Source organism: Maribellus comscasis (assembly GCF_009762775.1).
Lineage (GTDB): Bacteria > Bacteroidota > Bacteroidia > Bacteroidales > Prolixibacteraceae > Draconibacterium > Draconibacterium comscasis.
The window spans coordinates 186,120-200,363 of record NZ_CP046401.1 but is presented as its reverse complement, the minus strand read 5'-3'; the positions used below and the strand labels follow the sequence as shown (position 1 = coordinate 200,363).

Annotated in this window: 17 protein-coding genes; 3 read left to right on the top strand and 14 right to left on the bottom strand. The window is 37.2% G+C overall.

Features of this window, described 5'->3' with window-relative positions:
- Positions 1-82: 82 nt before the first annotated feature.
- Complete coding sequence (locus GM418_RS00875) at positions 83-820, bottom strand: 3-keto-disaccharide hydrolase (protein ID WP_158862241.1); 738 nt, start codon at positions 818-820, stop codon at positions 83-85.
- A 252-nt stretch (positions 821-1,072) separates the two neighbouring features.
- Between GM418_RS00875 and GM418_RS00870 the strand changes: the two genes are divergently transcribed.
- The 3 genes from GM418_RS00870 (at position 1,073) to ygiD (ending at position 3,313) form a co-directional block, all read left to right on the top strand.
- Positions 1,073-1,648, top strand: coding sequence for a Crp/Fnr family transcriptional regulator (locus GM418_RS00870; RefSeq protein WP_158862240.1), 576 nt, complete (start codon positions 1,073-1,075; stop codon positions 1,646-1,648).
- Positions 1,649-1,732: 84 nt separating this feature from the next.
- Entirely contained in the window at positions 1,733-2,344 is a 612-nt protein-coding gene (locus GM418_RS00865) for a YceI family protein (RefSeq protein ID WP_158862239.1), read from the top strand.
- Positions 2,345-2,431: 87 nt separating this feature from the next.
- Complete coding sequence (gene ygiD, locus GM418_RS00860) at positions 2,432-3,313, top strand: 4,5-DOPA-extradiol-dioxygenase (RefSeq protein WP_158862238.1); 882 nt, start codon at positions 2,432-2,434, stop codon at positions 3,311-3,313.
- Between the two features lie 3 nt (positions 3,314-3,316).
- On the opposite strand, the gene GM418_RS31425 is transcribed toward ygiD, so the two are convergent.
- The 13 genes from GM418_RS31425 to GM418_RS00800 form a co-directional block, all read right to left on the bottom strand.
- Entirely contained in the window at positions 3,317-3,475 is a 159-nt protein-coding gene (locus GM418_RS31425; RefSeq protein WP_217447674.1) for a hypothetical protein, read from the bottom strand.
- A gap of 41 nt (positions 3,476-3,516) precedes the next feature.
- Positions 3,517-4,971, bottom strand: coding sequence for an NAD(P)/FAD-dependent oxidoreductase (locus tag GM418_RS00855; protein ID WP_158862237.1), 1,455 nt, complete (start codon positions 4,969-4,971; stop codon positions 3,517-3,519).
- Between the two features lie 175 nt (positions 4,972-5,146).
- Complete coding sequence (cysC, locus tag GM418_RS00850) at positions 5,147-5,764, bottom strand: adenylyl-sulfate kinase (RefSeq protein WP_158862236.1); 618 nt, start codon at positions 5,762-5,764, stop codon at positions 5,147-5,149.
- Positions 5,765-5,770: 6 nt separating this feature from the next.
- Positions 5,771-6,571 carry a 3'(2'),5'-bisphosphate nucleotidase CysQ gene (cysQ, locus tag GM418_RS00845; RefSeq protein ID WP_158862235.1) on the bottom strand — a complete coding sequence of 267 codons (801 nt, stop codon included), beginning with the start codon at positions 6,569-6,571 and terminating at the stop codon, positions 5,771-5,773.
- Positions 6,572-6,697: 126 nt separating this feature from the next.
- Entirely contained in the window at positions 6,698-8,653 is a 1,956-nt protein-coding gene (locus GM418_RS00840; RefSeq protein ID WP_158862234.1) for a GNAT family N-acetyltransferase, read from the bottom strand.
- Between the two features lie 181 nt (positions 8,654-8,834).
- Positions 8,835-9,152: a hypothetical protein gene (locus GM418_RS00835; protein WP_158862233.1), complete on the bottom strand. Its 318-nt coding sequence runs from the start codon at positions 9,150-9,152 to the stop codon at positions 8,835-8,837.
- Positions 9,139-9,999, bottom strand: a complete 861-nt coding sequence (locus GM418_RS00830) for an alpha/beta fold hydrolase (protein ID WP_158862231.1) — start codon at positions 9,997-9,999, stop codon at positions 9,139-9,141. The genes GM418_RS00835 and GM418_RS00830 overlap by 14 nt, the downstream gene beginning before the upstream one ends.
- 66 nt (positions 10,000-10,065) lie before the next feature.
- The gene (locus GM418_RS00825; RefSeq protein WP_158862229.1) at positions 10,066-10,626 is read right to left on the bottom strand and encodes a Crp/Fnr family transcriptional regulator; all 561 of its coding nucleotides are present in this window, start codon (positions 10,624-10,626) and stop codon (positions 10,066-10,068) included.
- A 62-nt stretch (positions 10,627-10,688) separates the two neighbouring features.
- A complete protein-coding gene (locus GM418_RS00820; RefSeq protein ID WP_158862227.1) occupies positions 10,689-11,528 on the bottom strand; it encodes a VOC family protein in 840 nt (279 codons plus the stop codon).
- Between the two features lie 21 nt (positions 11,529-11,549).
- The gene (locus GM418_RS00815; protein WP_158862225.1) at positions 11,550-12,473 is read right to left on the bottom strand and encodes an SRPBCC domain-containing protein; all 924 of its coding nucleotides are present in this window, start codon (positions 12,471-12,473) and stop codon (positions 11,550-11,552) included.
- Positions 12,474-12,476: 3 nt separating this feature from the next.
- Complete coding sequence (locus GM418_RS00810) at positions 12,477-12,770, bottom strand: RNA polymerase alpha subunit C-terminal domain-containing protein (RefSeq protein WP_158862223.1); 294 nt, start codon at positions 12,768-12,770, stop codon at positions 12,477-12,479.
- Entirely contained in the window at positions 12,770-13,210 is a 441-nt protein-coding gene (locus GM418_RS00805; RefSeq protein ID WP_158862221.1) for a VOC family protein, read from the bottom strand. Before GM418_RS00805 ends, GM418_RS00810 begins: the two co-directional genes overlap by 1 nt.
- A 27-nt stretch (positions 13,211-13,237) precedes the next feature.
- Positions 13,238-14,116 (bottom strand): SRPBCC domain-containing protein, encoded by an 879-nt coding sequence (locus tag GM418_RS00800; RefSeq protein ID WP_158862219.1) that lies wholly within the window; start codon positions 14,114-14,116, stop codon positions 13,238-13,240.
- Positions 14,117-14,244 lie beyond the last annotated feature (128 nt).

Genomic DNA, 14,244 nt, shown 5'->3' with positions numbered 1-14,244 from the left:
AACAAATTTTAAAACAAATTTTTTTTAATAAATGGATAGCAGAATATAGAATTAGTTTTAAAATTTGGTCGTTAATGCCAGTCTAAAGTTCGCGAATTTTGATATTACGGAACCAAACTGTATATCCGTGATCCTGCAAACCAATAAAACCTTCTTTTGCAATGCCTTCAGTAAAGCCGGGGAAATTTTTGAATTTACTGTTTTGTACCAGCTCGTCCCATTCAGGTGTCCAATGTGTGTATTTTACTACTTCGGTGCCGTTCATACTGATGGTTGCTTCACCGTCGTCTACTTTAATTACACAGGTGTTCCACTCTCCTGCAGGATTTACAGTTGATGGATCTGCTGCAATCATATCATAAAGCGAACCGGCGAGGTGACTGTCTATTTTATTGTCGGTAGCTTCTTTATTATCAAGTACCTGAACTTCCGGTGCTGCAAAATAAATAGGTTTACCCGGAACTTCGCGGACATAGTAGAAGATACCGGAATTCGCCATTTTTCCTGCTTTCCAATCAATAGACAATTCAAAGTTTTTAAATTTTTTGTCTTCAAAAAGAATGTCGCCGCCAGCTCCCTGACCGGGATTTTTCCCTTCGCCGGTATATACTTTCATCGCATTGTCTTCAATTTCCCAGTTGGCAGGCATTTCTGTTCCGTTGCATTGGCGCCAGCCATCGAAATCTTTGCCATTAAAAAGTAGTACCCAGCCGTCATTTTTTTCGGCTCTTGTAAGCGTGTTTGGTTTTTGTGCCATTGTTGTTACAGAAAGCAAAATTGCCGCAGCAAAAACAGCTACTGATAAAATGTTCTTTTTCATGATTAGCTTTTTAAATCCTTAAAGGAAATGAATAAAAATTTTAATTGATCTGTGCTGTCAAATATAATAATTTGGTTCAGGCTATCCTATACTCTGTTGAAAGGATTGTAATTATTTGTGGAAAAATGAAATACATTTTTAAGTTATTTTACAACTCCGTTTAAAATTTGCTGATTTAAAAGGCTTTTTCTTCTTCAGACATCTGTTTCTACTAAAACTTCTTATTTTTACGTGTATAAGAGCTGAAATGATATGGAAAACTTCGTTGCCATTGAAAAATTTTATGAAGAAAATCTTGAGCGGGAACTTACAAACTTAGAGAAGGAGTTGATTCAGATTTCATTTCGGAAGGAAGTATTTGAAAAAAAACAACTGATTTTTGGCAGTGGTGAAACAAATACTCGTCATTATTTTATTGAGAAAGGTTTATTGCGGATGTATGTCATCGACTCTTCAGGTAAAGAGTTTAATATTTTGTTTGCCCGAGAAAACCAATGGATTGGTGATTTGGCTACACCCGCCGAAACTTCTTATTTCCTTGACGCAGTTGAGAAAAGTGTTGTATATTCAATTACCGACGAGAATATGAATAAACTCACCAATAATTTTGCTTCGTTTGTCCGTTATTTGAAACGTTCATACATATTCCAGCAAAAAAGGTTGATTTCTATTCTTGCAAAAACAGCCGAAGAAAACTACGAAGATTTAGTAAATAACCATGCTGAATTAATAAATCGGCTTCCCCAATACCATATTTCATCTTATTTAGGTGTTACACCGGTTTTTTTGAGCAAAATTTTATCAAAACGCGCAAGAAAAAAAGACTAATTTGTCTTTTTATTAAACTAGTTTATTTTTTTGATGTTAATGACAATGTAAGTTTGCAGTGTTAATAATTAAAAAATCAGAAAAATGAAAAAGTTAAGTTTAGTATTGTTGAGCGTATTATTTCTCTCTGTAGGAGTAATGGCAAAAGGTGTAGATGATGGAAAAGCCGTATACAAGGTTGATCCGATAAAGAGCAAAGTAATCTGGACCGGTAAAAAAGTGACAGGAGAACACACAGGAACGGTTTTGGTGGATAACGGGGAAGTGCATGTTAGTGGAGAAAGCCTGGAGCTGGCAAATATTAAAATGGATATGAACAGTATTGCATGTACCGATCTTTCAGGTGATATGAATCAAAAATTGGTTGGCCACTTAAAGTCAGATGATTTCTTTTCTGTAGAAAATCATCCTCAAGCCGTTTTTGAAGCAACAGGATTTAAAGCTGGTGCAGCTGACGGAGAATATATTGTTACCGGAAAGCTTACCATCAAAGGTATCACTCACGAGCTTTCGTTCCCTGCAACAGTTGAGGTAAATGATGGTACAGTTACGGCGAATGGTACTGCGGAAATTGACAGAACGAAATATGATGTAAAATACGGATCGGGTAAATTTTTTAGTGGCCTTGGCGATAAAATGATTTATGATGATTTTGAAATTGAATTTAATTTGGTTGCAACGGCTGAGGCTATTTAATTATTGGTTTAATAAGGTATATACGCCATTGGAAAGGATTTGATCGGCTGGTCAGATCCTTTTTTTAATCCAATTTATCTGTATTTTATGTTACGAAAGGAGTTTTTATATTTAGTTGGAGGATTAACAGGAATGTCAGGATTACGAGATTTACAAAAGGTAACCGGCGATTTGGCCGAAAGAGACCGTAAAATGCCAGTGCTTTTTATGGGGCATGGTTCACCAATGAATGGAATTGAAGAAAATGAGTTTTCTGCGTATTGGTCAAAATTTGCAAAAGAAATTTCGCAACCGGAAGCTGTTTTGTGTATTTCAGCGCACTGGCTGACTCGCGGGACACATGTTACAGCAATGCCAAATCCAAAAACTATTCACGATTTTGGCGGTTTTCCAAAGGAACTTTATGATGTGCAATATCCGGCGCCGGGACAACCCGAGCTGGCTAAAGAACTAACATCTATCATAAAAAGTACCGATGTTGGGCTGGATCACGATTGGGGACTTGATCACGGCACATGGACCGTGGTTCGGCACATGTATCCGGAAGCTAATATTCCTGTAATTCAGCTAAGTATAGATTTTTACAAACCTGCTGACTATCATTACAAACTGGCAACAGAACTGGCAACACTTCGAAAAAAAGGAGTGCTGATCATTGGCAGTGGAAATATGGTTCATAACCTTCGGCGTGTCGACTGGCAAAATATGGATACACCCAACTATGGCTTTGACTGGGCGAAAGAGATGAATGAAACATTCAAAGAAAAAATCGGGAAAGCGGAACATCAGGCTTTAATAGACTATGAAAGCCTTGGCAGCGCCGCAAAATTGGCAATTCCAACGCCCGACCATTATTACCCGCTTATTTATACCCTTGGATTACAGGATAAAAAAGATGAAATTGAATTTTTTAATGATAAATATGTTGGCGGTTCATTAACAATGACTTCTGTGAAAATTTTTAGTTGATTTTTAGGAATGCCCTTTTACAACAATTAACATTATTTTCAGATTTAGCCTGAAAAATTTATATATCTGAACAAATATATTTGTACGCAGGCGTTTTGTTGCTTTTGTTGGAATTGGCGGATAAAATTCATCTTTGTTCGCGTAAGTAATTTTATTTTCCATTTTTTTCTTTTAAAATTCGTTCATTCAATTCGATCTCTTTATTATTCAGGTAGTAGCCACCATAATGGATAACCTTTGGCTTTGTGCAGAAACATATAATGCAGGAAGAGTTTTATCCAGTGTCCGGCCAAACCAATTTCACCAACCGTAGATTTGATGTTCCTTCCCCAGTCAGGGTATTTTTCCCAGTCGGGAACCACTGGTGAAACGGTCATTGTAGCTCCAAGTCCGTTTGTTAAACTGTATCCGGCCGATACGATGCATGCAGCGCCCATTCGGCCCATACTTGCTGTATGTTTGTGCTCGGTTTTTCCGGTTTTTACAGCGTGTGCAATGTTTTGAGCAATTATTTTACCAATAACTCCTGATGGCATTCCTGTTCGCGGCGGTGCCGGAAATATGGGAGTTCCATTTACACTTTTCATAGGTTTTGAAATACTATGTGGTGGAGCAAATGCAATTCCGGCTGCATAAATATTTGAATAGGTCGGGTTCTGATAGGTTTGTGGCCAGTCGTTAATGCTCCATTCTTCAAAAGGTTTAGGAGTGTAATCGGCATCAACCTTCATAAATCCGTTGGCTGCAAACAAAGTAGAAGTGATGTCTTCTCCGTTTTTATTGTATGCTTTTAACCCTTGTCCGGCAAATCCGGGAATAAGCATTGCAAAATCGAATTCTGCTGTTTTTTCTTCTCCATTCAAGGTTTCATAGTGCGCAGCTCCCGGTTCCACTCTTTTTACTCCGGCGCGTTTTATCCATTTGATATTATTTTCTGCAAAAACGGATTCAGTGAAAACTTTGGTTGAAGTAATGTAACCTCCTCTTTTTATAAATGCACCGCCCATTCCAAAATCACCAACTTCATATTCGTTGCTTATCCATGTAATTTCTGCCATGTGTGAGAGTTTTCTGCGTTTTAATTCAAATGCAATATTCAGCGCGTATTCAAATGCAGCTCCCTGGCAGGTTGCCATTGGGTGTCCGGTTCCGATTAAGAAACGTTGTTTTTTGCCCTCTTTCATCCGTTTAATACTTTTTTCCAGTTCTTCCCAGGCATGTTCCGCGTGGTCGTACGAACAAACAGAGACTGTGTTTTTGCCCGGACCTAAACCTTCTGTTGCTTCAAAGTTTAGCTTTGGTCCGGTAGCATTTACCAGAAAGTCGTATTCAACTTTTTCGGTTTGGCCTTTTTTACCGGCGGTGGTGTATTCTATGTCAACAAATCCCATGTTTGTATATTCATCACCCTCAGGATGAATGGCATTGGCCTTGGCTTGTTTAAAAACAATTCCCCATCGTTTATACACTTTTTCAAGTTTAAAACGCACCTGATCAACCGTCATCCTTCCGACTCCAACCCAAATATTGGAAGGAATCCATTGATAGTACTGACTGGGAGAAACTACAATTACATCGTGTTTTTTACCAAGTTTTTTCTTGAGGAAAGCAGCGGCAGTATGACCGGATATACCTGCACCTAAAACAACAATCTTCATTTGTTTAAGTCTTAGTTTTACTTTTCGATTTTGTCAAAAAAGTAAACAAAAAAGAACATAAGATTGTTTAATGGAGGTTTATTATTAAAAATAAAAGAGTGGAGTTTTTATTTAATATATTGAAATATAGTTTTTTGTGTTTATTCTGCTGTGCGTATGATAAAATCTAAAAGAGTTAAAGTTCTTTTAATGGGTCGAATTTTATTTCAGGGATAATCGCTTTTAAAAGCTCTTTAACCGTTTCATCGATTTTTGGATTTGAATTATCAATTTCAACAAAGGGGTGACTTGGCGCTTCAAAAGGTGCCGAAATCCCGGTGAAGTTTTTAATTTCTCCGGCTCGCGCTTTTTTGTATAAACCCTTAGGATCACGGTTTTCACAAACTTCCAGCGGTGTGTTTACAAAAACCTCGAGATAATCTTCGTCGCCGATAATTTCCCTTGCCATTTCACGAATTTTGTTGGTTGGGCTAATAAATGCGCAGATAAGAATAATGCCGCAATTCATAAAGAGCTTGGAAACTTCAGCAATTCGCCGAATATTTTCAATTCGATCTTCTGCTGTGAACTTGAGATTTTTGTTGATTCCGGAACGAACGTTATCACCATCCAGTATCTGGCAAAAATAATTTAATTCAAACAGTCTTTTTTCAAGTGCACTAGCCAGGGTTGTTTTACCGGAACCTGACAAGCCGGTAAACCAGATTACTTTAGCCCTTTGCTTCAGGTATATTTCTTTTGACTTTCTGTCTTTAATTTTATCAAATACCGGGTGTATATTGTCTCCAATCATTTTAATTTATTTTACTATAAAATATGGGTTTAACAAATTTTCTTTATTGTAGGCCAATTCTTCAGAAAGGTCGGTCAACCACAGTTTTTTACCTGCGGCATTTGCAATCGCGTGTCCGGCAGCTGTATCCCATTCCATGGTTGGACCAAAACGCGGATATTCATCGGCAATACCTTCTGCAACCATACAAATTTTTAACGAACTTCCTTTTGAAATAATATCAATTTCGGCATGCTTTTGTTTTAACGCATCGATATATTCTTCTGTTTCCGGACTCATGTGTGAACGACTTCCAACCACAAAATATTTCTCTGTTGTTTTGGGTTTTGGTAATTTTTCACTTTTCCTTAATACAGAATCAAAGGTAATTTCCCCACTCACATTCTCACATATGAACGCGCCCAACCCAATATTGCCAAAATATAATGTTTTTGAAACAGGAACATAAATTACTCCCAATACCGGCTTCCCGTTTTTTGCCAAAGCAATATTTACCGTAAATTCGCCATTCTTTTTAATAAATTCTTTGGTGCCATCCAGCGGGTCAACAATCCAGAAATTTTGCCAGTCTTTTCTTTCTGGATATTCGATACTCCGACCTTCTTCACTAAGTACCGGAAACTCTGTATCTGATAAAAAGTGTTGTATGGTAGTATGACTTATTTTATCGGCAATAGTTAAGGGTGAATTATCTGCTTTTTTTTCAACCGAAAAATCAGAATTCGGGTCGTTGTATATTTCCAAAATTTTTTCACCTGCTTTAACAGCCGCTTTTAACGCAACTTCCAGATTTGTTTTATTTTCCATTTTACTTGTTTGGGTTAATAAAAACCTGTTTGACAACAATTGTTACTTTTAAATTTTTAGCAGATAAACTAAAAACAAGTATATAATCTTATATAAATTGAGCCGAAGATACTATTTTTTGTTTTTTTACACCGTTACAAATTGCGCAATGTTACGATTGATCTCAATTCGGTTATATAAAGATTTCATGATTCGTATATAAATTTCATCTTTCAGAATCAAATCTTCAATTCCTTCATCGATGTTGGGGTTATCATTTATCTCGATAATATATACTTCTTCGTTAATCATTTTGAGATCTACACCGTATAACCCATCTCCAATGAGCGAAGCAGCTTTTACAGCAGTTTTTACTACAATCTCAGGAACCTCCTCAATTGGCAGCGTTTCTGATTCACCGTAATTCTCGTTGCTTTCCGTATTCCAGTCGTAAATTTGCCAGTGGTCTTTTGCCATGTAATATTTGCAGGCGTACAATGGTTTTTGATCCAAAACACCAATTCTCCAGTCAAATTCAGAAGGCATAAACTCCTGTACAACAACAAGGTCCGATAAATTGAATAGTTTTTTTAAGGAAGAGTCCAGTTCTTCTTCGTTGTTTACTTTTTCCACTCCCAGAGAAAACGCGCTGTCGGGTTGTTTTAAAACCAAAGGAAAATTTAATTGTAATGATGTTGATTTATGATACGTTGACTTCGCCAAAATAACAGTGGCAGGTGTTTTTATTTTATTTTGTTTTAAGCGTTCATTCTGAAAAATTTTGTTGGAGCATCGCAGTATCGACCACGGATCGTCAATAACAACTAATCCTTCAGCGTAAGCAGAGCGCGAAAACTGGTAGGTGTGGTCGTTTACATTTGTAGTTTCGCGTATAAAAAGCGCATCAAATTCAGGCAACTGGCTAAAATCGTCTTTGGTAATAAATTCAACATAAAAACCGATTTTTTCAGCAGCTTTTTTAAAGTTTTGCAAAGCATTGGGGCAGGAGGGGGGATTTTTTTCCTGCGGATTAACCAGAATGGCCAGGTCGTATTTGTAGTTTTTAAAACGAGGCCGGTTAAAACGTTTTTTTGAAAAATAGTTTTTTGCAAATTCCTGTACCTTTTCCATGTGCTCGGGATTCACTTTTTTGAGGCTTAACGGAGAGACTCTTTGCACCATCCATTTTTCGGTTTTTACAAAGTCGATTTGGATTAACGGAGCTTCGAAGAGATGATATAATTTTTGTGTCAGCAAGCGGAATTTGGTATTTACCGACTGCCCGAAATAAACAAAAATGCTGATCTTCTTTTGCTTTACGTGTTTTAAACTTTTTTGAATATTATCATCTACATAACCGGAAATGGACCTTACCAACGAAAGACTTGAAAAATCGCGTAAAGTTGTAACGTTAGGAATTACCCGGTGGTCACGCGCCGATGCAAGGAGCGACACATAATACCCCATTTTTTGGTATTGATAGGAGTTGCTAAGATTAAAAATCCGCACATTTTTTAAGGACTGAAATTCGGGATCTGTTATATAACTCCGCGATGAAATTACTTTTACACCTTCAATTTCCAGATTCCAGTTTTTGGGGTCGCGAACAATAATAATATTCGAAATGCTTTGTTTTTCTGCATGATCGCCGAGCTTAAAAACCATTCGCACACCATCTTCATTTTTTGAATAGTAGTCGGGTAAATCTTCAGTTACCGTAAATCCTGCATTTTTGTAAAATTCTATCAGTTTATTATCCGTTTTTCTGGCTTCGAGCGAGATTCGTTCAAATTTTCCGGTATTTGCCAGATTAAATATATACTCCAGAATTTGTTTCCCGATTCCCTTTCCCTGGTATTCAGGAAAAACAGCGATTGAAAATAAACGTAAGGTTTTGGGATATAAAAATAATGTGGCAGAGCCAATTGTTTTGCTTATTTCGTTTTGCGTGGTTTCTGCAATAATTACATTTTGAAAGGGACTTGACAAGCTGTAGCGGATCGCCCGCCGGGTACTTTGCTGAAAAGGAGGAAAACATTTTTGTTCCAATTCTTCAAGAAAACCGAGGTCGCTGGACACCGATTTTCGAATCACAATCTTCATGTGTGTTATCTAAACGCTATATAAATTTATACCTATTTTTTACTTAAAAAGCTGAACCAAATGTAAACCATTTTTTTATTAGTTGTTCTTTCAGGGAATAAAAATTAATGAATTGTAAAGTGTCTGTAATTCAGAGTATTATTGTAGTGTTTGCTTGAGTGCTTAAAGGTTAACATTGACGTTATCTTGAATAGGCCTGAATTTCGTCGATTAATCCCTGTTGATAGGCCTTTTTTACCGTGAGCCAGTCACCACGGCGGTTAAAAAACAACGAGCAATAATTTCGTTGTATTAAACTGCCGTGAAAAAGATAAAATTCTAACTGCCGGATTCCTGCTTCATTTTTTACCAAACTCAGGGCATAATCAACATAGCGGGTCATTGGCAATGAAGATTCTGTTGTTAAGTGTTTTATTATGAAGTCAACATCCTGGGTATTCCCATTGTTTGCTTTGTTGATGAATTCCTGTAAAATTCCGCTGAATTTAATTTTTTTCATTTTCGCAACGGTTTAAAAAATTAAGAATGTAGTTTACCGAAACTGTAATTACATGTCCGGTGTTTTCGAGCGTTTTACATTCAGCTTGCCCGATATTGGTTTTTAAACGGTTGGCTGTTTTTTCTGAATTAAAAAAGCAATCGTTTTCGCCACCCAGAAAAAATACCGGTGTTGTAATTCTTTGCAGTTCATTGTTTGTAAACAGAGGCAGGGCATCGGTTCGTGGAATAAAATGTTGTTTCACGAGTTTTGTAAATTGTAGGGTTTGCTCATCAGGATTAATATCGTTGTAAACAATTTTATTCATTTTATTAAAACCCCATTTCCCCGAAACAGACGTTACCAACAGCCAAAAAATTAACGACGGTTTTATCTGCGTAATTCCCGACGTTGCTATCAGCGCCAGTTGCCTTACTTTTTCCGGGTGCCGGGTAGCGAATTTTATTACAATCCAACCACCTAAAGAACAACCTGCCAAACTTGCATTTTCCAGTTGAAAAGCTCTAAAAATATCAAGTAGCCAGTTGGAGTAATGCGAACTTTTAAAATCGGGCCTGTTCTCCGCACTTTTGCCACATTCGCCAATAATATCGATGGCAAATACCCGGTATTTTTTTGAGTATTCAACTACATCAGCACTCCACATGGCTGAGTTAGAGCCTGCTCCGTGCAGTAAAATCAACGGAGGTTTTGATTTTTCTCCGCACTCAATTACAAACGTAAAACCATAACGGGTTTTTATAAACTGTTTATTACAGTCTTGTGGCCATCGATTTAAAATTCGGTCGTAATAATTTAGGATTTCCTTTCTCCCTGTTTCTGTTTTGAAAACTGAATTCTTTGCCATTGTTTCTAATTTTTCGGCAAAGTTCGGAAGGTATGATTACAGTTTTTTTGATGTAGATCAAAAAAATCAGTTTTGTTTTCTTATCCGGCTTAGGGTTTCCTGTGTAACTCCCATTAATGATGCGACATGACCCAGTTTTGCACGTTTTAGCATTCCAGGCGAAATTTGTTTCAGGTAATCGTATTTTTCTTTTGCCGATAGCAGTCCAAACTCCCTGGAATTCGTATCAATTTTTACGAAATGTTCACCCATTAACGAATTGGCAAATATGGTAAATTGAGGGAATCGTGCCAATTTTTCGCTGTTTTGACGTGAAATCCCAATAAGTTCGGTTTCTTCGCATGCCTGTAAATATTCAATTGCAGGAGTTTGATGAAAATAGGAATGGAGTGATGTTACAAATTCGTTTTCGATATGAATCCAGGCGGTTATTTCTTTTCCTTCATGCAAATGAAATTTTCGAACCATTCCCGACTTTATAAACCAGATTTTATTACAATATTTTCCCTGTTCGAGGATAAACTCATTTTTTTTGAATTTTTCAGTTTCCGCTCTTAATTCCAGTTCAAGGATGGCAGCGTCATCAAGCTTTGCATATTGATTGATATAGTCAATTAGCTTTTGCATTCAATGTTTCAGAAGTTTTTACTGAATACAAATATAGCTAATTCAACGCTTGAAATTTGGGTTTAAGCATTTTCCAGCGCCTCGATATCAAATTTTTTCATTTTTAGAAAAGCCTGGAGAACTCTCTCTGAACGGGCAGGATCACTCATCAGCTTTTCCAGAATTGAAGGAATAATTTGCCATGAAATTCCAAACTGATCTTTTAACCAGCCACACTGCTCGGCTTCGGGTACGGCAGAAAGTTTATCCCAGTAATAATCAATTTGTTCCTGTGTATCACATTCTATAACCAACGAGACTGCTTCATTAAAACTAAAGTTGTGTGAAAGAGAACTGTCCATAACCATAAATACATTATTTCCAAGTTTGAATTGTGCATGTTTAATGGTTCCTTCTGTATCGGGATCTTCTTTGGAATACCTGAGGATTCCATCCACTGAAGAATGATCAAAAATTGAGGTATAGTGTTCAATGGCCTTTTCTGCGTTTCCGGCTTGTTCTTTTGTAAACATTAAGGTAGGTGTTATCTTTTGTCCTACTTCTTCCATTTTTCCTAAAGCCAGTTGCCAGTTAATACCAAATTTGTCCTGCAGCCAGCCGTATTTTTCGCTCCAGTCGTATTTGTCAAGTTCCATTAACACCATTCCGCCATCCAAAAGTTTGTTCCATGCTGAATCGACCTCTTCTTCGGTTTCACAAACCACATAAAATGAAATGGATGGATTAATTGTAAACTGTGGCCCACCGTTCAGACACATAAATTTTTGTCCCGACGATTCAAATGTAACCACCAACGGACTTTCCGATGTAATATCTGTTTTTTTGAAAACTGTGCAGTAAAATTCTGCTGCTTTTTTGGCTTTTCCGTCAAACCAGAGACAGGGGTATATTTGATTTTTCATGATTATACTTTTAATAATGTGTTATTCGATTACTACATTTTTTAGTTCTGTTTCCAGCCTGTCCATATTTTCTTCATTTTTGCCTTCGGCATATTTTTTCACCTGATTGCACTCTTCGGGAGATTTAAAAAGCATTCTGAAATTCACTTTGGTTTTTGCAGGTGACAGTTTTTCAAAAGTGGCCACGATTTGAAAATAAGGCAATACTACATGGTTAAATACAATCATAGAAGGGCTTTCAATTTTAACAAAAACCGATTCATTTGGGTAATCAGTGCCGTCGGGGCCATGCATAATAAAGCTCCATTTTCCACCCGGGCGAAAGTCAAATGTGTGAAATGTATTTGTAAAACCATTGGGGCCCCACCATTTTTTTAAATGATTTGGTTCGCTCCACGCTTTAAAAACTTCTTCCTGCGAAAAATTTACTACACGGGTTGTAAAAATCTCACAATCCGGAGAAACTTTTAAAATTTCATCGGGAAGAACTTTTTCCTTTAAAAAATCAAAGGCTCCTTTTCGCAGGTTTATACCATATTCCAGGTAGGCTTTGAGGCAGGCCAGAAAATTTGCCCAACCTTCGGTATTTCCTTTTAACCAGTTGATTCCGTCCGGTGAATTTTCTTTGCCTTTCTCAGTTACAGTTACAAGGGTGCTGTTATTGGGTTTTTCTGAAAGTTCAATATTTACTTCTGTTTTCTCGTTGTTGGCGTCCCAAAAAAATGTGATTAATTTATTCTGTTCAACTTTTTTTACTTCCACAGGATAACCCTCCTCAAATTCAGGGAAATGCCAGGTTATTGTTTCCCCTTCCTCCATTCTTCCTGAACTTTTGGATATAAAATAGTTGCTCATTTTTTCCGGGTTTACAATGCCCTCAAAAACTTCGTTTGCCGGTTTTTGAATTTGAATGCGTGCGATAATCTCAAGTCTGTTTGAATCCATTTTTTATTTTTTTAATTGTAGTCCGTTTTCTTTTAGAATTTCTCTCAGTTTTGAAATCGCGTTTTGCCCAACGCCGTGAAGTGCCAGGATTTTGTTTTCAGAAAAATTACTCAATTCTTCAACCGAAGTAATATTGTGCTTTTCCAGAGCCCGCCGGGCGGGAGCTGAGAGATGAGACAAAAATCCAAATTCGGGTTTCCGTTCTTTTTCGCATTGCGGACAGGTTGGGCAATCGCTGCTTTTGTAATAGCGATGCCCTTTTTCACAAGTCCGCAACGTTTTATCAACATTTTGCATTATTCTTTTTCAGCGCAGTTGAACATCCACAAAACACCAAATTTGTCTTTTAAACTTCCAAAAAAGTCGCCCCAAAACATGTCCTGTAGTTCCTGCTCCACGACTCCGCCTTCAGAAAGCGCTTTAAAAAGTTTACGGGTTTCCTCACGGGTGTCGGGTTGGAGGTTAATGTATATGTTGTTTCCCATATTTACCTTAAATCCCATTTGGCCGGGGGCATCGGAACCCATCAACATGTGTCCGCCTAAAATGGGCAGTGCTACATGCATTACCATATTTTCAACTCCGTCGGGCATAGGAGGCATGTCGGCTGATGGAGGAACATCTTTAAAACGCATAATGCCTTCGCCAAAAAAATCAGTTCCAAAAACCGATTGATAAAATAAAAATGCTTCCTCGGTATTGCCGGGAAAATTGAGATAAACATTTACTGTTGCCATAATTGTGAATTTTTAGTGTGAATAATTTTATTGTTCGCATATTGTTTTTAACTGCTCCAACGCTTTGGGGTAAGTTTCCGTAAAATATTTTTTGAAATCCGAAGTAGAGTCAAAATCCACTTTTAACAGTGTGTTTCCATTTTTGTCTTCAAAAGTGTAGATTTCATGGCCGCCAGCCCATTTGTCTACTTCGGGACCTTCAGTGATTTCTTTTCCGTCTTTTATAATACCGACGTAACAAATATTTACTAGTTGATTGGAAATGTTATCTTCAATTATACCTACCATCCCGCCTGTTTTTCCATCTTCTCCTGTTCCGAAGAAAACGATTTTTTCACCTTTTTCCCAGGATCCCAAAAAATCAGAAGTTGGATTAAAAATGTAAGTCCAGTCTTTCCAGTATTTTTTATCGAGCATTGTAGTGTATACTTTTTCCGGATTTGCCTCAATTTCAATTTCAAAATGTACTCTTTCAAATTTTGCATTGGCTTCTGCATGTTTTTTGAAATTGTCCAGAATTGCCTGCCAACCTGCTTTTTGCATTTCAAGCGGATTTTGTGTTTCGGCTTCAAAAACCTCGGTAACATAGGTTTGGTCACCTTCTTCCCTAAAAGTTATTTTTACCTTACGTTCGTCATCGAGCGTTTCTTCAATCTGTTCATTTTCTTTAATGAGATCATACCCGCCACTAAAATCGAATCCAAAGGTTCCGTCCTTTGCTTCCATCCGCCAAATAAATTTTCCTCCTTCGCGAATGTCATTTTTTGCCCAGGGACAGTGCCAGTCATCTGATGCAAAATTCCAGTTAATAATGTGATTTGGCTGCGTCCATAAATCCCATACTTTCTGAACAGGTGCTTCGATTTTTGTTGAAACAGTAATGAATGTTTTTTCTTTTTTTTGCATTGTTATTTTTGTTCTATTCGTCGTTTCTCTTTTATTAAAACAAAATTACTTTCGTTCAAAAAATTTATTGATGTGTAAAAACGACAAATTTTAGGTAAATTACGACAATTTAGTCTTTTAATGCTTTG